Source organism: Chitinophaga eiseniae (assembly GCF_012641265.1).
In the GTDB taxonomy this organism is placed as follows: domain Bacteria; phylum Bacteroidota; class Bacteroidia; order Chitinophagales; family Chitinophagaceae; genus Chitinophaga; species Chitinophaga eiseniae_A.
On record NZ_JABAHZ010000002.1, the window covers coordinates 266,294 to 283,572 of the forward strand.

Annotated in this window: 15 protein-coding genes; 9 read left to right on the plus strand and 6 right to left on the minus strand. The window is 45.8% G+C overall.

Annotated features, from left to right (window positions below; translation table 11 throughout):
• Positions 1-7: 7 nt before the first annotated feature.
• Entirely contained in the window at positions 8-610 is a 603-nt protein-coding gene (locus HGH91_RS08670; protein ID WP_145661288.1) for an outer membrane beta-barrel protein, read from the plus strand.
• A gap of 125 nt (positions 611-735) precedes the next feature.
• Positions 736-924 carry a hypothetical protein gene (locus tag HGH91_RS08675; RefSeq protein WP_168738077.1) on the plus strand — a complete coding sequence of 63 codons (189 nt, stop codon included), beginning with the start codon at positions 736-738 and terminating at the stop codon, positions 922-924.
• A gap of 55 nt (positions 925-979) precedes the next feature.
• On the opposite strand, the gene rho is transcribed toward HGH91_RS08675, so the two are convergent.
• Positions 980-2,701 (minus strand): transcription termination factor Rho, encoded by a 1,722-nt coding sequence (gene rho, locus HGH91_RS08680; RefSeq protein WP_317166814.1) that lies wholly within the window; start codon positions 2,699-2,701, stop codon positions 980-982.
• A gap of 437 nt (positions 2,702-3,138) precedes the next feature.
• Between rho and asnS the strand changes: the two genes are divergently transcribed.
• The 4 genes from asnS to chrA all read left to right on the plus strand — a co-directional run bounded on the left by asnS (position 3,139) and on the right by chrA (position 7,818).
• Positions 3,139-4,578 (plus strand): asparagine--tRNA ligase, encoded by a 1,440-nt coding sequence (asnS, locus tag HGH91_RS08685; protein WP_168738078.1) that lies wholly within the window; start codon positions 3,139-3,141, stop codon positions 4,576-4,578.
• Positions 4,579-4,719: 141 nt separating this feature from the next.
• Positions 4,720-5,241, plus strand: coding sequence for an ExbD/TolR family protein (locus tag HGH91_RS08690; protein WP_168738079.1), 522 nt, complete (start codon positions 4,720-4,722; stop codon positions 5,239-5,241).
• 101 nt (positions 5,242-5,342) lie between these two features.
• Positions 5,343-6,299 (plus strand): isopenicillin N synthase family dioxygenase, encoded by a 957-nt coding sequence (locus HGH91_RS08695; protein WP_168738080.1) that lies wholly within the window; start codon positions 5,343-5,345, stop codon positions 6,297-6,299.
• A 325-nt stretch (positions 6,300-6,624) separates the two neighbouring features.
• On the plus strand, positions 6,625-7,818 hold the full coding sequence (gene chrA / locus HGH91_RS08700; RefSeq protein ID WP_168738081.1) for a chromate efflux transporter: 1,194 nt from the start codon (positions 6,625-6,627) through the stop codon (positions 7,816-7,818).
• On the opposite strand, the gene HGH91_RS08705 is transcribed toward chrA, so the two are convergent.
• From HGH91_RS08705 to HGH91_RS08715, 3 genes are all read right to left on the minus strand, one after another.
• Positions 7,813-9,156 carry a sigma-54-dependent transcriptional regulator gene (locus tag HGH91_RS08705; protein ID WP_168738082.1) on the minus strand — a complete coding sequence of 448 codons (1,344 nt, stop codon included), beginning with the start codon at positions 9,154-9,156 and terminating at the stop codon, positions 7,813-7,815. The two genes, chrA and HGH91_RS08705, sit on opposite strands and share 6 nt — an antisense overlap.
• 66 nt (positions 9,157-9,222) lie before the next feature.
• The gene (gene ligD, locus HGH91_RS08710; protein WP_168738083.1) at positions 9,223-11,748 is read right to left on the minus strand and encodes a DNA ligase D; all 2,526 of its coding nucleotides are present in this window, start codon (positions 11,746-11,748) and stop codon (positions 9,223-9,225) included.
• Positions 11,745-12,527, minus strand: a complete 783-nt coding sequence (locus HGH91_RS08715; RefSeq protein WP_168738084.1) for a Ku protein — start codon at positions 12,525-12,527, stop codon at positions 11,745-11,747. Before HGH91_RS08715 ends, ligD begins: the two co-directional genes overlap by 4 nt.
• A gap of 106 nt (positions 12,528-12,633) precedes the next feature.
• On the opposite strand from HGH91_RS08715, the gene HGH91_RS08720 reads away from it, so the two are divergent.
• On the plus strand, positions 12,634-12,981 hold the full coding sequence (locus HGH91_RS08720) for a hypothetical protein (RefSeq protein ID WP_168738085.1): 348 nt from the start codon (positions 12,634-12,636) through the stop codon (positions 12,979-12,981).
• Positions 12,982-13,172: 191 nt separating this feature from the next.
• On the opposite strand, the gene HGH91_RS08725 is transcribed toward HGH91_RS08720, so the two are convergent.
• Positions 13,173-13,727, minus strand: coding sequence for a ferritin-like domain-containing protein (locus HGH91_RS08725; RefSeq protein ID WP_168738086.1), 555 nt, complete (start codon positions 13,725-13,727; stop codon positions 13,173-13,175).
• A gap of 29 nt (positions 13,728-13,756) precedes the next feature.
• The gene (locus HGH91_RS08730; protein ID WP_168738087.1) at positions 13,757-13,984 is read right to left on the minus strand and encodes a hypothetical protein; all 228 of its coding nucleotides are present in this window, start codon (positions 13,982-13,984) and stop codon (positions 13,757-13,759) included.
• A gap of 301 nt (positions 13,985-14,285) precedes the next feature.
• Between HGH91_RS08730 and HGH91_RS08735 the strand changes: the two genes are divergently transcribed.
• Together HGH91_RS08735 and HGH91_RS08740 are read left to right on the plus strand one after the other, a co-directional pair.
• Positions 14,286-15,725, plus strand: coding sequence for a sensor histidine kinase (locus HGH91_RS08735; protein ID WP_168738088.1), 1,440 nt, complete (start codon positions 14,286-14,288; stop codon positions 15,723-15,725).
• Between the two features lie 82 nt (positions 15,726-15,807).
• Positions 15,808-17,262, plus strand: a complete 1,455-nt coding sequence (locus HGH91_RS08740; RefSeq protein ID WP_168738089.1) for a hybrid sensor histidine kinase/response regulator — start codon at positions 15,808-15,810, stop codon at positions 17,260-17,262.
• Positions 17,263-17,279: the final 17 nt, after the last annotated feature.

Here is a 17,279-nt window from a genome sequence, read left to right on the forward strand (position 1 = left end):
ACGACAGATGAAAAAGTTGATTGTAATGGCCGCAGTAGCACTGTTCGGCACACAAGTAGCAAAGGCTCAGTTATCGAAAGGCGATTTTATTTTAGGAGGTAATCTGAATGTTTCCACTACCACTGACAAACAAAAAGGTACTGATAACAAAACCACCAACACCACCTTCGGTATCAGCCCTAAAGTAGGTATGGCACTGAACTCTAACTGGGTAGTAGGTGTATTTGCCAACACTGAATTTGGTACCAAAAAAGTGAACGGCTTAAAAACTACCACTACCAGCGTAACTCCAGGCTTGTTCGTTCGTAACTACCACATGATTGGTCAAAGCAAATTTGCATTCTTCGCTGAAGGTAATGCAGGTTACCACTTTGGTACAGACAAAACTGACGGTAATAAAACCTATACTTACAATGGTTTCTCCGTTAAAGTATTGCCTGGTATCACTTACTTCGTAAGCAAACACTTTATGCTGGAAGGCGCTTTCGGTGGTCTGAGCTATGCTTATGATCAGAGAAAGACAGAAGCAACCGGTGCTAAAAATAACACTAGCGCGTTCAGCTTCGATTTCCCTAAAGAATTTCAAGTTGGTGTAAACTGGATATTCTAATAAGCATCTGATGATGTTTTATGTAAGATAGTTATAAGGTTAGATAGATTGGATAATCCCGCCATAGTATTACTGTGGCGGGATTTTTGCATGATAAGAAGATCACTCATTTAACTATATCTGTCATGAAAAAAATAGTACTCCTTTTATGTGGGCTGTCAGTTGTTTTTTGCTATAGCTGCGTAACGCCCGTATATACAGAAACAGGCAATCCACATGGACTACCGCCGGGACAACAAAAGAAAATTTACGGTACCAAATCGGCGAAACAATTTGCGCCGGGGCAACAGAAAAAACAATATAATCAATATTAAAGTAAAAGGCCCGTTACGATGATCGTAACGGGCCTCTTTTTATCATAGTCCTGTTCTAACTGTTCATAGAAATCAGGAATTCTTCGTTGTTTTTAGTACCACGCATATGTTGCAGCATGAAGTGCATAGACTCATCTGTGTTCATATCGCCGAGGTGGTTACGGAGAATGTGGATACGTTTGAGAGAATCTTTATCCAGCAGCAGGTCATCGCGACGGGTAGACGATGCAGAAACATCGATAGCCGGGAAGATGCGCTTGTTAGCCAGTTTACGATCCAGCAACAGTTCCATGTTACCAGTACCTTTAAACTCTTCAAAGATCACCTCATCCATTTTAGAACCGGTATCAATCAGGGCGGTAGCCAGGATGGTTAATGAACCACCGTGCTCAATTTTACGGGCCGCACCGAAGAATTGTTTGGGTTTCTGCATGGCGTTGGCTTCCACACCACCGCTCAATACTTTACCGGAAGCAGGAGCCACGGTATTGTGAGCCCTTGCCAGACGGGTAATAGAGTCGAGTAAGATCACTACATCGTGTCCGCATTCTACCAGGCGTTTTGCTTTCTGCAATGCGATGGCGGATACTTTTACGTGTTTTTCTGCAGGCTCATCGAAAGTAGAGGCAATTACTTCTGCTTTTACGCTGCGTTCCATATCTGTTACCTCTTCCGGACGCTCATCAATCAGTACCACCATCAGGTATATTTCAGGATGATTGGTAGCGATTGCGTTGGCTACTTCTTTCAGCAACATGGTTTTACCTACTTTGGGCTGGGCAACGATCAGTCCACGTTGTCCTTTACCGATAGGCGTAAACATATCCATGATACGGGTAGAGTAGTTATTGGAAGTGGTAGTTAACCTGAGCTTTTCGAAAGGAAACAGTGGTGTCAGGTAGTCGAATGGTACGCGGTCGCGTACTTCTTCCGGCGACTTATTATTAATAGTTTCTACTTTCAGTAAAGCAAAGTACTTCTCCCCTTCTTTGGGTGGGCGTACAGAGCCTTTCACGGTATCCCCGGTTTTCAGGCCGAAGAGTTTTATTTGAGAGGGAGATACATAAATATCATCCGGGGAGCTGAGATAGTTATAGTCAGAAGAACGGAGGAAACCATAGCCATCCGGCATCATTTCCAATACGCCTTCACTTACGATAACGCCGTCGAACTCTATGTTGAAAACGGGTTCTTTCTTGTTTGGGAAACGGTTTTTCTGTGCCGCAGGCGTTACTGGTATTTCTCCTGGTACTACAAAGTCATCATCGTCCAGTTCATCTTCTACCGGCGGTATTACCACTACTTCTTCCTCTTCTTCTTCTTCCGGCTCTTCATCTTCTGTAAAAGAAGGAATAATGATATCATCATCGTCGTCGAAAGTAAGGGAAGGAATGCTATCCAAGTCTATTTCGAAATCTTTCACTTTAGGCTTGGCTGAAGCGGCAGCAGGGGCTTCGTGTTCGTCGTGTTCTTTAGTTTTTGTTCCGGTGCTTTTCTTTGCTGCAGCTTTTTTCGCAGCTGGTTTTTCTTCAGCGTGAGCAGGTTCTTCAGCTGGGTGGCTAGCTTCGTCTTTCTTTACAGGTTTGCGTTTCCGTGCTTTTTTCTCGTCTCCGTTGGCTTGGTTATCTTCTGAGGCTAATACTGCTTGTTTATCAAGAATTTTGTAGATAAGGTCCTGTTTGTTCAGTTTTTTTGCGTTGGGAACGTCCAGTTTCTCTGCAATATCAAGCAGCTCAGGAACGAGCATGTCGTTCAGTTGTAAGATGTCGTACATCATCTGTGTTGTCAAATTTTAGAAGTGTTGTGAGGCGGGTACCACTGCATACCAACATACACCAATTACAAATAATTGTTTTGAGTCAATAAATTTAATTAGCTTATTAAATTTGATAGGGAATGATTGAGTTTAGGAACTGCTGATGAAGATGGAAAATGAACTTAATCAGGCAGAATATACCGCAAGATTAAAACAACTTTTACTATTATCCAAAAAATTTTAGGCACCAAATGCCCCAAAGCAGCCCCTATTCTGTTCTTGTGCGGGGCCAAACCGGCCACCGGACCGGTGTTCGGAGCCACCAGTCCGGGCTCGGCCCTGTTCCACTGCTATTTTTAACATTTTATTGGCACCTGGGGAAAGGAAAAAGGCGGTTGCCGATACTATATACTATGAAGATTTACGCTTATTTTTGCAATCCTAAAAATTAAATATATATGAGCCAAAGGGTAAAAGTCAAGCAGATCTTGTCCGATGACAAGGCGCATTACGAAGTTACAGTTAAGGGTTGGGTGCGTTCATTCCGCAACAATCAGTTTATAGCTTTGAACGATGGCTCTACCAATAATAATTTACAGATCGTTATAAATGCTGAAAATACCGATGCTGCGCTGATTAAGCGTATTACCACCGGCGCGGCCATCAGCGCTACCGGCGAAATCATACCTTCCCTCGGTAAGGGGCAGAAAGTAGAGCTGAAAGCTAATACCCTGGAAATATTGGGCGATTGTGATCCGGAAAAGTATCCGCTGCAGCTGAAAAACAAGCCCAGCCTGGAATATCTCCGTGAAATTGCGCACCTGCGTTTTCGCACTAACACATTTGGCGCTATTTTCCGCGTACGCCACGCCCTGGCATTTGCAGTACACCGCTTCTTCAATGAAAGGGGATTTGTATACCTGCATACGCCTATCATTACTGCATCCGACGCGGAAGGTGCGGGAGAAATGTTCCGGGTAACTACGCTGGACATGAAAAATCCACCACGTACCGACAGCGGAGATATTGATTTCAAAGAAGATTTCTTTGGTAAATCTACCAACCTCACTGTTTCCGGGCAGCTCGAAGGCGAATTGGGCGCTATGGCTTTTGGTGATATTTACACCTTCGGTCCAACTTTCCGTGCTGAAAACTCCAACACCGCCCGTCACCTGGCGGAGTTCTGGATGATAGAACCAGAAATGGCTTTCTATGAGCTGGAAGATAACATGGACCTGGCAGAAGCTTTTATCAAGTCGGTAATAGGCTATGTACTGGATAACAACCGCGATGACCTCGACTTCCTGGCTAACCGCCTGGTGGAAGAAGATAAGCAAAAACCCCAGCAGGAACGCAGTGAAATGGGACTGATAGAAAAATTGGAGTTTGTATTGCACAACGAGTTTGTACGCATCTCCTATACAGAAGCGATCGATATCCTGAAAAACAGCAAACACAATAAGAATAAGAAGTTCCAGTACCTGATTGAAGGCTGGGGCGCTGACCTGCAGAGTGAGCATGAACGCTACCTGGTAGAAAAACACTTTAAGAAACCAGTTATCTTAACTGATTATCCTAAAGAGATCAAGTCTTTCTACATGAAACTCAACGATGACAATAAAACCGTAAGGGCAATGGATATCCTGTTCCCCGGCATCGGTGAAATGGTGGGTGGTTCACAGCGTGAAGAGAACTACGACAAGCTGGTAAAGCGTATGGAAGAAATGCATGTTCCGGTAGAAGAATTGAGCTGGTACCTGGATACCCGCCGCTTTGGAACGGCTCCTCACGCTGGCTTTGGCCTGGGCTTTGAGCGCCTGATGCTGTTTGTAACCGGTATGTCTAACATCCGCGATGTGATTGCATTCCCGAGAACACCAAAGAGTGCAGAGTTTTAAACAAATCATTACATAGATTTTCCTGTAAAGGGCGTTCAAATTGAGCGCCCTTTCTTTTTGGCATTTATGGAAAAAACGGACTGCGGCATCTAATAGCTGAAAGCGCTTTCAACCATTTTCGTATATTCTAAACCGTTAGTTATGGCTGAAATGAATACTGCCGCTCCCAAAGGGGGCCATGGCACCCGCAGCAATAAGAAGTCGACCCGTGTAGATATGACGCCCATGGTAGACCTGGGCTTCCTGTTAATTACCTTCTTTATGCTCACCACTACCATGGCAAAGCCTAAGACCATGGACCTGGTAATTCCCCGGGAGGATGGAGAGCCAATGTCGCTGCCGGCAAAGAAGGCGTTGACCGTGATACTGGGGCCCGATAACCGTATTGCCTGGTATGAAGGCATGGGCAACGATCCTGCCCAGCCGCCACAGGTGCACTACGCCAGCTATGCCAATCATGCCGGCATCCGGGATGTGATCATTGATAAAAAAGCGGCCGTGATGGACGCGTTTCATAAAAATGATTTGATGGTATTGATCAAAGCAGATAATAGGTCGAACTATAAGAACGTGGTCGATATCATGGATGAAATGCTGATCAATAAGGTAGCCCGGTACGCTGTAGTAGACATCACCTATGAAGAGGAACAATATTTCAGGTAATGCCGCCGGTCAGGGGGATCTGGCCGGTAACCTGTCAGCTTTTCTGCTGCCCATAGCGCTATTTTCGCTACCTTTATTGCTCCAAAACAATAATATAAGATATGGCAACCACCCACTCAATCCCCTCAGTGGACCTTGCAGACTTCACATCCGGAGATGCAGGGCGAAAAGCAGCATTTGTGCAGCAGTTAGGTAAGGCTTATGAAGAAGTTGGTTTTGTAGCGGTAAAGAATCATGGGATTCCTGACGAACTGATTGCTGACCTCTATAAGTACGTACAGGAATTTTTCAAGCTGTCTTTTGATACCAAACACCAATACGAGATCCCGGAACTGGCTGGCCAGCGGGGTTATACTTCGTTTGGGAAAGAGCATGCCAAGGGATACGAAGCCCCGGATCTGAAAGAGTTTTTCCAATTTGGACAAACCGTAGAAGATAACGACCCTATCGGGGCCGAATACCCGGATAATGTACAGGTGGCGGAAGTACCTGCATTTACACCTACCTTTTTCGATGCATACCGCGGATTTGAGCAATCCGGCAAATACCTGTTACAGGCCATTGCCCTGTTCCTGGGGCTGGACGAGCATTATTTCGATAATAAAATCCATAATGGTAATTCCATCCTGAGAGCCATTCACTACCCTCCTATTACCCAGGAGCCTAAATCGGCGATCAGGGCGGAACAGCATGAAGACATCAACCTGATTACCCTACTGGTGGGTGCTTCTGCCGACGGGCTGCAAATTCTTGACAAGCAGAACAACTGGGTACCGGTAACCTCACTGCCAGAACAGATTGTGGTAAATGTGGGAGACATGCTACAACGCTTAACCAACAACCGTTTGAAGTCGACCACGCACAGGGTGGTAAACCCTCCCCGGGAAATGTGGAATACTTCCCGTTACTCTATTCCCTTCTTCCTCCATCCTAAGTCAGCCATGAAGCTGGACGCACTGGAAAGCTGTGTTACAGCCAACAACCCGCTGGCTTACGAACCGATCACCGCAGGTGAATACCTGGATGAACGCTTACGTGAAATAGGTCTTAAAAAATAAGGTGCTATAAAAGTCAAAGTCCCGGCAACTCATCGTTCCGGGACTTTATAAATATCCTGCGTATAAGCAAGTCATTCTTTAATGGTTCCTCAATATGGTTATTCTTTAGGTCCGAACATCTCAGACATTGGTGGGATATTAACCAGGCTAGTATCAAAACTATCACAACGGACAAAAGGCCATATTCGTTATAATGGGGCCAATATTACAAGTATTGTGCCTTTATTATTTTTGAGGGTTACCAATATTGGCAACGTGGTTGTATTTTGTCGGGATATTTGATTACCTTATTGCTTCGTCCAATCGGAATTCACTAAAAAACACTGTGCTTCTACGTCATATTCCTTTCTTAAAAGCTGTGCTATTACATAGCATTACCGCCTATGGAGGCCCGCAGGGCCATCTGGCGATGATGATGAAAACGTTTGTGCAGCAACGTAAGGATGTTACCGAGCAAGAGTTGATGGAGTATAATGCTTTCTGTCAGTTGTTACCCGGCGCCTCCTCTTCCCAAACCCTTACCCTGATTGGCTACAAACGGGGAGGGGTGATCCTGGCCGTTATTACGCTGCTGATATGGATTTCTCCGGCCTGCCTGATCATGGGGTCCCTGAGTTTCTTGTTACAGTATTTTGGTAAGAATGCCCTTAGAACAGATATTTTCAAGTACGTACAGCCGATGGCCGTGGGTTTCCTTGCCTATGGCGGTATCCGGGCTTTTCGTATCAGCATCAACAGCCTGGCTACCGGCGCCATCATGGTGGTATCGATGTTTACCGCATTTTACCTGAAGTCGCCCTGGACCTTTCCTGCACTGATCATATTGGGTGGTATTGTATCCAATTTCAGTAATAAACGCATTCCCGGGAATGCAGAAAAGCCCCGGAAGATACAGTGGGGAAATATCTGGCTGTTTGCTTCCGTATTCATCCTGGCGGGCGTTTTATCAGAAATGGCGCGTACCCACGAATGGATTACCCGTCGTCCGTTCAACCTTTTTGAAAACTTTTATCGTTTCGGCAGCCTGGTATTTGGCGGAGGCGATATTTTGATAGCGATGATGCTGGAGCAATATGTAACCCGCGCCAAATCGCAATATCTTTCTGCGGAGGAGTTGCTGACCGGCGCCGGTATCATGCGCGCGCTCCCTGGTCCTACCTTCTCCATATCTGCTTATGTGGGCGGTATGGCCATGCGTAACCTGGGTATGGGTTACCAGTTCCTGGGCTGTATACTGGCGCCTATTGCTATTTTCCTGCCGAGCTTGCTATTGGTATTGTTCTTCTTTCCTATCTGGAACAACCTCAAGAAATATGTGGTGATTTATCGCGCCCTGGAAGGTATCAATGCCGTAGTGGTAGGGATTATGTGGGCAGCCACCTTTATCCTGTTCTTTGCGATACCGATCAACTGGTACAACCTGCTGATCATGGCCAGTACGCTGGGGTTATTATGCCTTACCAGGCTACCCTCTCCATTTATCGTACTGGCATGCCTGTTACTGGGGTGGCTGCTATGACACAGTAATATTATATTCTTTTATCTTGTTATAAAGCGTAGTTAAACCTATTTCCATCAGCTCTGCGGCCTTGGTCTTATTGCCTTTGGCGTGCGCCAGCACCCGGATAATATGTTTTTTTTCCATGTCGGCCAGCCGGAGAGATGTATGTTCTTCGGAGCTGCCCTGTTGAAAATCCAGGGGAAGCACCGGCGTATCCAGTATATCCGTATCCGTTAAAATGGCGGCCCGCTCAATTACATTACGTAATTCACGTATATTTCCTTTCCAGCTGTGCTGCTGTAGCGCCTGCAGGAAAGCTGGTGTCATACCAGTAATCCGCCTGTTTATTTTGGGCGCTATCTGTTGCAGGAACCAATTGGCCAGCAGCGGAATATCCTTACGTCGCTCATTGAGGGATGGCAGCGAAACCTGGAAGGCGGATAACCGGTAATACAGGTCGGCCCGGAAATGCCCCGCAACAATTTCCTGCTCCAGGTTACGGTTGGTGGCCGCTATGATGCGCACATTGGTTTTAGTGGGTTTAGATTCCCCCACTTTATAAAACTCCTGGCTTTCCAGCACCCGCAACATTTTCGCCTGTAATTCAATAGGCATTTCCCCTATTTCATCCAGGAAAATAGTACCCCCCCGGGCTTCCTCGAAAAATCCTTTCTTATCTTTTACTGCGCCGGTAAAGGCGCCAGCCACGTGGCCAAACAGCTCACTTTCCAGGATATCTTTTCCGAAAGCGCTGCAATTCACTGCTACAAATGGTTGTTGCTTACGTTGGCTTCCCTGGTGAATGGCGTGGGCAAATACTTCTTTACCAGCGCCGGTTTCGCCCAGCAGCATTACTGTCATATCTGAGGGTGCTACCTTTTCTGCCAGGGCAATAGCTGCACGGATTTCCGGCGAATCGCCGAGTATATTGCCAAAGCTGTACTTACCGCCTATTTTCTTCTCCAGGTCACGGATACGGAATTGCAGATGTGCCTTATCCATGGCTTTACTCACCAGCGGGAGAATACGGTTGTTGTCATCTCCCTTGGTAATATAGTCGAATGCGCCATTTTTAATGGCCTGTACGCCATCGGCAATGTTGCCGTAGGCTGTCAGTACAATCGTTTCTATTTCGGGGTATTTGGCATGTATCTGTTGCACCTGCTCTACCCCATTCCCATCGGGCAACTTTACATCGGAAAGAATAACCTGTATTTCTTCCTTCTCCAGGATTTTCATAGCCGCCCTCAGATTGGGTGCTTCGTGAAGGGTATATCCTTCCAGGGCCAGCAGCCTGCTTAACAGCTTGCGTAGCTGGTCTTCGTCATCAATGATTAAAATATGGCCTTTAGACATAGCCCTGCAAAGATAATAGTTCCTTTGCCTCCGGGAACGGGTTGTTTTGTGCAGGCATAAAATCGGCTACTGTCCTTCCATCTCCCGGATAATTTTACGCAAATCATTTTTTACCTTATTGATATCCTGCCATAGGTCACCGGTTTCGTTTAGCCGGTCCAGTGAATTGTGGATATCAAAATCACTCATGCGCAGGTCGTCATTCAACTCCTTCCAATCTATCGGCATAGACACCGTAGCACCGGGTTTGGGCCTTACCGAGTAAGGCGCCGCCACGGTTTGTCCGCGGCTGTTCTGGAGGTAATCGATGTATACCCGTTTATCCCGGGATGCTTTTGCCCGGATAACACTGGTGGTACGGGGAAGTTCGGCATTTACATGCCTGGCAATATATTCGCCGAAAAGACGGCTGGTGTCATAGCTCACTTTCGCGCCGGTGGGAATATAAATGTGCAAGCCGGTGGACCCCGAAGTTTTGCAGAAAGCCTGTACCTTAAACCGGTCTAATGCGGCTTTAATATGTACTGCCGTCTCCACTACATAACGAAAATCTATATGCTCGGGATCAAGGTCCAGCACAATGAAATCAGGGTTCTCCAGGCTGTTTAAACGCGACAGCCAGGGATTGATTTCAATACAACCCAGGTTGATCATATAAGCCAGCGATGCTTCGTTGTTGCATACCAGGTAATCCACGTCTTTACCAGTGGAACCGGAGTGCAGGGGGACGCTCTTGATCCAGTCGGGCGTTTGTTCCAGGTCCAGGTCTTTCTGGTAAAAGGAGGGTTTGTCGATGCCGTTAGGGAAGCGATGCAGCGACTCTGGCCTGTCTTTCAGGTGAGGTAGTATGTATTTAGCCACAGACAGGTAATAGTCGATCAATTGCCCCTTCGTAATTTTCTCTTTTGTCCAGTACAATTTCGACTGGTTGGTTAATGTTACCTTTTTACTGTTTAACGTAAGGATACGCTGGTTTTCAGTTGTTGTCATGGTCAACGGTTTTGCTATTTCCGGCTGTACCTCCTTTGCAGGCTTATCTTCTCTCAGCCCCAGGAAAATAGGTTGCCGCATAATTTTGTCGCTGGTCCATTCCTGGAACTTTACTTCGCATACCAGCACAGGTTTTACCCAGGTAACGGGCATATTGGTGGCAACCTTTTCCGCGAACGGGGAGGTTTTGGTAACGAGTGGCTGCAGGCGGTTGTATAGCTCGCTGATAGTAGCTTCATTGAGTCCACCTCCACAATGTCCTATATACTTCAGCTTTTTGTTTTCATAGATGCCCAATACCAGCGCACCTATTTTCTTGCGACTGCCCCGTGGGGCTGTATAACCACAGATCAGGGCTTCCTGTTCATTTACTATTTTTATTTTGAGCCACGACATGCCCCTCCTGCCCTCTTCATAGGCACTATCTGTTTTCTTGGCGATGATGCCCTCCCACTGGAGTTTCCGGGCTTTTTCAAAAAATTTAGTCCCGTTTTTCAGCGCATGTTCCGAAAAGCGAACGGTATCATCGTTGAGTGTTGACAACAGGTCTTTCAACAAACTTTTCCGTTCCAGCAGGGATAGCTGTTGCAGCTCATATCCATCGAGGTGCAGGAGATCGAACACCATGTATACGAGGTGGCCTTTACCGGTGGTGGTATAGTGTTGTAAGGTTTGAAAGTCGGCCCGGTTCTTATTATCCAGCACCATAATTTCCCCATCCAGTACGACCGTATGCGAAATTTTTTCCACGGCGGCCACTACTGGTGGATAGTCTTTTAAAAAAGATTTGTCATTCCTGGAGTATAAACTCACTTTGTTATTCTCCACTGCAGCGATAGCGCGGTAGCCATCCCACTTTGTTTCAAACAACCACTCTTCCCCATCGAAGGCTTCATTTACCAGGGTAGCCAGCATGGGTTTATAACGTTTCTTTACCGGGTGGCCGCCGGTAATTTTTTTCTGTTTGGCGGGAGCTGCAGCGGGAGCTGTTTTTGCCCGTATAACGGGTTTCTTTTTCGATGCTTGTTTCATCGCAGCTTTTTCCTTTAAGCCCTGGGCTTTTACTTTTTCCGGCGTATAGTCTTCACTGTTATACTCCGACACAGCGTATTCATCTTTGTGTTTCAGCAGCAGCCAGGCATTATCTTCTTTACCTTTCATTTTTACCAGCGCGAATTCTCCCTTTAGTTTTTTTCCCTTCATCACTATTTTCAGATCGCCGGATTTTATTTCACGGAGTGCTTCCTTGTCAAAGCTGTTACCGTTTGGATGGAGTATTTCAAAGGTGCCCTTGTCCCAGATATAGACGGTACCTGCACCGTAGTTACCGGCGGGAATAGTGCCTTCAAAATCTTTATAATCGTAAGGGTGGTCTTCCACTTCCATGGCCAGTCTTTTGTCGGCCGGGTTCATAGAAGGACCTTTGGGCACGGCCCAGCTTTTAAGCACGCCATCTACCTCCAGGCGAAAGTCGTAATGCAGCCTGGATGCATGGTGGCGTTGTACCACGAAAATATGCGAGGTGGCCTTTCCCTTCTTACCGGATTCGGGTTCGGCAGTCTTGGAGAAATTCCGTTTTTGCTTATATTTTACAAGGCTCATGAGGCGCGTTTTTTAGCGGCAGGCTTACCGAGGCTGGCCTTCAGCTGCTCAAACAAATCATCGCTCTTGGTATGTACTACGCGCATTTTCTTTACTACCGGCTTCTTGCCACTGGCTTTGGCTTTTATTATTTTGAGGAGCTCTGCTTTGTATTCATCTTTATACTGCGTGATATCAAATTTGGCGGTGTATTGTTTTACCAGTTCCATGGCCATATCTAACTCTCTTTTAGATAGTTTTACGCTGGAAGGAAGCGCCAGGTCTGCCGACGACCTTACTTCTTCTTCAAAGCGCAATTGCTGGAGCAACAGGTAATTTTCGCGGGGCCTGATTACGGCCAGGTGCTCCTGGGAGCGCAGTACAAACCGGCTCAGCCCTGCTTTACCGCTTTTTTCCAGCGATTGCTGGAGTAAGGCATATGCCTTTTCCCCTCCTTTTGCGGGCTCTACAAAGTAGGCAGATTCGAAATAGATATCATCTATATCTGTTTCTTCTACAAACGATTCTATTTCTATGATCTTATTTTTCTTGGGACTGGCTGCTTCAAAGTCTTCTTCTTCCAATACTACATATTCATCTTTATAGAGATATCCTTTCACAATCTGCTCCCAGGGCACTTCTTTGCCTGTGTTTTCATTTACACGCAGGAACCTGATATGGGCGAGTGTTTTACTGTCGAGCATATCGAGGTCTAACCGGCTGTCCTGGGTGGCGCTGTATAGTTTTATGGGAATATTTACTAACCCGAATCCTATAGATCCTGACCATATTGCACGCATAGTATAAAGGTTTTGATATGTAAAAAAGTAAACACAAATAGTACCACTATGTTAAAACATCGCGGCATAACTTTTGGTTTTTTGAGGTTAACTAAAACCTTTTCTTATGGAAAAACCAGGTGAAATGACAACTTTATCCAGGGTACTGGAAAGACTACATGAGCGCGGATTTGACCATGAACTGAAGATGAGTGATCACGGGAGGTTACAGAATACGGAAGCACAAAAAATTTATAATCCGGAAGACCTGACCATCATTAAAACATACCGCTTTGAAGGAGAATCTGACCCTTCTGATTCCTCTGTACTGTATGTGCTGGAAGATAAGGATGGAGAGAAGGGATATGTGCTGGATGCTTATGGCGCCTACAGTTCACACGAAGAAGCGGGATTTGACGAGTTTATTAAGAAAATAAAGGTAGAAGACCGGGAGGAACAGCTCCTGTTTGCATAACGGGCTTAGCCTTTAGTCTTTTATTTGGGAAATTATAAAGCAGATTACTTATTGTGCCCCTCCGCTTACGGCGGAGGGGTATTTATTTATAGCCATTCATCAACCTGTCGCAGATATTCCCCGTTGTTGCCATCACAACAAAGGCTCCCCACTTGAGGGAGCCCAGGTAACGTTCCGTTTAACATACTTTATTACTCGGCCAAAGCGGCTTCATTTACAGTAGATTCAGCTATTTCAGTAAGAAAGCTGTCTGCATTTTTTTCTTCCTGTAAAGTTTGTTCCAGTATTTTGGCTACATCGGGGTGTCCCATGGTATTGGCGAGTGTGTACAAGCTACCATAGGCGGCAATCTCATAATGTTCTATTTTCTGGGAGGATATAATAATCCCCGCATCTCTTACCGCGGAATCTTCCTCGGTGTCTCCCAGCAATTCCTGTGCTTCTGCGATCAGGCCTTCCATGGCTTCACATTTTTTTGCCCGGGCCTTTTTACCCAACAGCTCAAATACCTGCTCCAAACGGGTTACATGCCCTTTCGTTTGCTCCAGGTGGTCTCCTATGCAGTTACTCAAGTCTTCTGAGGAGGCAGCACTTTGCATTTTGGGTAATGCCTTCACCAAATTTTTTTCGGCCCAATAGATATCTTCCAACTCTTCCAGGAATAGTTCATGGAATTTTGAATGTTCCATTTTATCACTGGTATTTTTTCTGGTATTGCCGTTACCGGCGGATTTACTAGTAGGCATGGTAACAGATTTTTAATTTAAGAAAATGGTTATGTTATTGGAGATTGTTTGTCAAAGGCTTGTCCCTGCGGGTCTGCCGGTTTATATGGGTTCTCCCGCCCGGGCAATTCCTCTGGAATGGGATCCAGCTCCGGCTTATCCGGTGGTGGTTGTACCGGTGGCGGTTGTACCGGCGTAGGTTCTTCTTTTCCCGGCTGCTGTTTATCGGGTGTTCCAGGATCTGGTATTGGTTCTTTATTTCTTTCCGGTTTATTCATGGTCTTTTTTTTTGGTGAACGTAACGATATGAAAGATGGCCCAAAGTTCGTTCCAGCCATGCACAGTTTATTGGAGTATTGGCAACAGATTGGCTTAAATGCTTCACTATAAAGGGATAACGGATAATTCCACCTCAGCATTAAGTGATTGCTGCAAAAGTTTGCTGAGCTCGTAGAATTATAAACCACTCTGTGGAATATGTTGCTCAGTGGGTGATTTAAAGCCCAAAGGATATTTTAATCCCGAATTCCATGTATAAATAGTAACTTCAAATGCTTTCTCAACATCCCTTAAAGTCAGATGCATTTTTCAGTACACAAAAAGATACGACTCGGCTTTTTTATTGCATTTACGGTGATTATCGCGGCCTCGGTGTTTTCCTACCTCGTGGCTAAAAACCTGCTAGACAATGCCGGGCGACTTAATCATGCTATAGAAGTATCTAAAAGGCTGGAGGTAATTACCCGTCAACTGAAGGAAGCAGAAGCGGCTATCAGGGGCTACAATCTCACTAAAGATAGTACATTCCTGGACCCCAGTATGGCGGAACGCAGTAACAGGATTGAGAAAGAATACCAGCTGTTAAGAAAAATAACTGCCGACAACCTCGTACAGCAGCGGCATTTGGATACCCTTCGGCAGCTGCTGGCCATTAAATATCGGCAACTAAAATTAGGCGGCGAAAAATCCGCCCAGCTGAATCAACTCTCCTCGGTAAAAGAAGGCGAGCGATCTATGGACCTCATCGACAACAAAGTGAGGGATATGATCAAAATTGAGGAAAGCCTGGTACAGGAGAAATCTGAGCTGTTCCATTTTTTTGCGGTCATGTGGGTGCCCATGATCTTTATATCCTCCCTGGTAGCCATTATCATTGGCATCTATTCTTATATCACGCTTACCCGGGAGTTCAGGTTGCAACTGTATATAGAAAGCAGGATGAAGTCGTACCAACGGGATTTACAGCAGAATATTTCTCTCCTGAATAAAACCAACCAGGAACTGGAGCAATTTGCTTACGTGGCCTCACACGACCTCCAGGAGCCCCTGCGGAAGATATCAACGTTTAGCGACCGGCTTCAGATGAAATATAAAGAACAGCTGCCTCCCGATGCCAGTCAATTGATAGAGCGCATGGTATCGGCTGTTTCCCGCATGAGGGTATTGATTAATGATTTACTGATTTTTTCCCGGGCCGGGCGTATTACCCCGGAGAGTATTACCCAGGTAGATATGAACCAGTTATTACAAGAAGTGCTCAGCGACCTGGAAGTGACGCTGGAAGAGAAGAATGCCCTGGTAAAATACGACCAGCTACCGGTGATTGAAGGAAGCGACACCTCATTCCATCAGCTGTTTCAAAACCTGCTGGCCAATTCTATTAAGTTTGCCAGCCCCGACAGGCGATTGGAGATACAGATACACCACCAACTCTTAACGGGTAAAGAATCAGGTATTGTAAAAGAGAGTCAATGGGCTGATACTTTTTGCCGTATTAGCCTCGAAGATAACGGCATTGGCTTTGACCAGGCCTATGCCGAACGTATTTTCCTCATCTTTCAGCGCCTGCACGGCATTAGCGAATACACCGGAACCGGTATAGGACTGGCTATTTGTAAAAAGATTGTAGATAGTCATAACGGGGTTATCCAGGCTTATGGCATCCCTAATGAAGGCGCCACCTTCGTTGTAACGCTACCATTGAAACAAAAGCAAGCACACCCCGACCCCAAAGCCTAGCATCCTTATTGCTGGTAAATTTGTCATTCTATTGCAAACATGCTAATCTACGCCAATGAGTGAGCGCCCAATCCGAATTTTAATGATAGATGATGATGAGGACGATTTCTTCCTGGTTACACAGCTATTACAAGATATCTCCCCCGGCCAGTATGAGATCGAATGGGCGCCGTCCTATCAGAAAGGAATTGCCGCCCTTGAAAGCGATGAACATGATGTATACCTGGTCGATTATCGCCTGGGACCTAATACCGGTATTGATGTGTTGCGCCGCGTACAGGAGATGCCTAACCAGCTGCCTGTAATTATGCTTACCGGTAAAGGCGACTACCACATTGACCGGGAAGCCATGCTGGCAGGCGCCTACGACTACCTGGTAAAAGGTGAAATCACCGCCGACCTGCTGGAAAGGTCTATTCGTTACGCCCTGGACGAATACAACCATCGCCGCACAATTGAAGAAAGTGAAAAAAAATATTACGGCATCTTCGAAAAAGCCCATGATCTGATTATACTGGCGGATTGCGACAGGAATATTATTGACGCTAATCCCGCTGCATTAAAAGCATTTGGATACAGCCGGGAACAGATATTACAATTACACCTCCGGGACCTTTTCCTCTCTGTCGACGAAAGTGAATTATTTTTAAATAATATCTGTCACGACGGCAGTACCTCCAGCCTCGAATATGAATTTAAAACCGCTACCGCAAAAAAAATGATGGTACATATCAATGCGGTAATGCTGGACGAAGCAGCACAGATATTTCTCTGTGTTATACAGGACATTACGGAGAAGAAAAGAGAAGAACAGGAAAAACAACACCGGGAAAAATTTGTCATTACCGGGCGTATTGCCAGGGTGATTGCACACGAAGTAAGAAACCCGCTTACCAACATCCTGTTGGCAGTAAGCCAATTTAAGGACGAAGACCCCATTGTGGCCAGCAATGATGCTGTGCTATATACGGATATCATAGAGCGCAACTGTACACGGATTAATCAATTGATTACAGAACTGCTGCACAGCACACGGATGATAGAATTACATACGGATCCCCATGGCATTAATGAATTGATAGAAAAAGCATTATTACTGTCGCAGGACCGGTTGCAGCTCAACGACATACAGGTAGAGCGCAAGCTGGTATCTTCGGATATTATTATCAATGCAGACGAGGAAAAAGTGGTGATTGCCTTTCTTAACATCATTATCAATGCTATAGAGGCGATGGCATCAGGAAAAGGAATCCTAACGGTGACTACTACACGAACACAAGAAAACAGGGCCAGGTTACAGATTGCCGATAATGGAATCGGTATTCCGTCAGACAAGTTGGGCAGGTTGTTTGACCCGTTTTATACCAACAAAGCCAAAGGCACCGGCCTTGGCCTTACCAGCACCCAAAATATATTGCTTAATCACAAAGGAACCATCAACGTGGAGAGTGAGCCAGGTAAAGGAACCACGTTTTCCATTACAATGCCGCTTTTCGAAGGAGCAGAAAGTCTGAAGACAAATAACAAAGGTGAATAATCCGTACAGTTATTAAA

What these genes read in the sequence shown, in the direction of transcription:
- HGH91_RS08670 (WP_145661288.1), top strand. Translation starts at nt 8, where the DNA reads ATGAAAAAGTTGATTGTAATGGCCGCAGTAGCACTGTTCGGCACACAA.
- HGH91_RS08675 (WP_168738077.1), top strand. Translation starts at nt 736, where the DNA reads ATGAAAAAAATAGTACTCCTTTTATGTGGGCTGTCAGTTGTTTTTTGC.
- rho (WP_317166814.1), bottom strand. Translation starts at nt 2,701, where the DNA reads ATGATGTACGACATCTTACAACTGAACGACATGCTCGTTCCTGAGCTG.
- asnS (WP_168738078.1), top strand. Translation starts at nt 3,139, where the DNA reads ATGAGCCAAAGGGTAAAAGTCAAGCAGATCTTGTCCGATGACAAGGCG.
- HGH91_RS08690 (WP_168738079.1), top strand. Translation starts at nt 4,720, where the DNA reads ATGGCTGAAATGAATACTGCCGCTCCCAAAGGGGGCCATGGCACCCGC.
- HGH91_RS08695 (WP_168738080.1), top strand. Translation starts at nt 5,343, where the DNA reads ATGGCAACCACCCACTCAATCCCCTCAGTGGACCTTGCAGACTTCACA.
- HGH91_RS08705 (WP_168738082.1), bottom strand. Translation starts at nt 9,156, where the DNA reads ATGTCTAAAGGCCATATTTTAATCATTGATGACGAAGACCAGCTACGC.
- ligD (WP_168738083.1), bottom strand. Translation starts at nt 11,748, where the DNA reads ATGAGCCTTGTAAAATATAAGCAAAAACGGAATTTCTCCAAGACTGCC.
- HGH91_RS08715 (WP_168738084.1), bottom strand. Translation starts at nt 12,527, where the DNA reads ATGCGTGCAATATGGTCAGGATCTATAGGATTCGGGTTAGTAAATATT.
- HGH91_RS08720 (WP_168738085.1), top strand. Translation starts at nt 12,634, where the DNA reads ATGGAAAAACCAGGTGAAATGACAACTTTATCCAGGGTACTGGAAAGA.
- HGH91_RS08725 (WP_168738086.1), bottom strand. Translation starts at nt 13,727, where the DNA reads ATGCCTACTAGTAAATCCGCCGGTAACGGCAATACCAGAAAAAATACC.
- HGH91_RS08730 (WP_168738087.1), bottom strand. Translation starts at nt 13,984, where the DNA reads ATGAATAAACCGGAAAGAAATAAAGAACCAATACCAGATCCTGGAACA.
- HGH91_RS08735 (WP_168738088.1), top strand. Translation starts at nt 14,286, where the DNA reads ATGCATTTTTCAGTACACAAAAAGATACGACTCGGCTTTTTTATTGCA.
- HGH91_RS08740 (WP_168738089.1), top strand. Translation starts at nt 15,808, where the DNA reads ATGATAGATGATGATGAGGACGATTTCTTCCTGGTTACACAGCTATTA.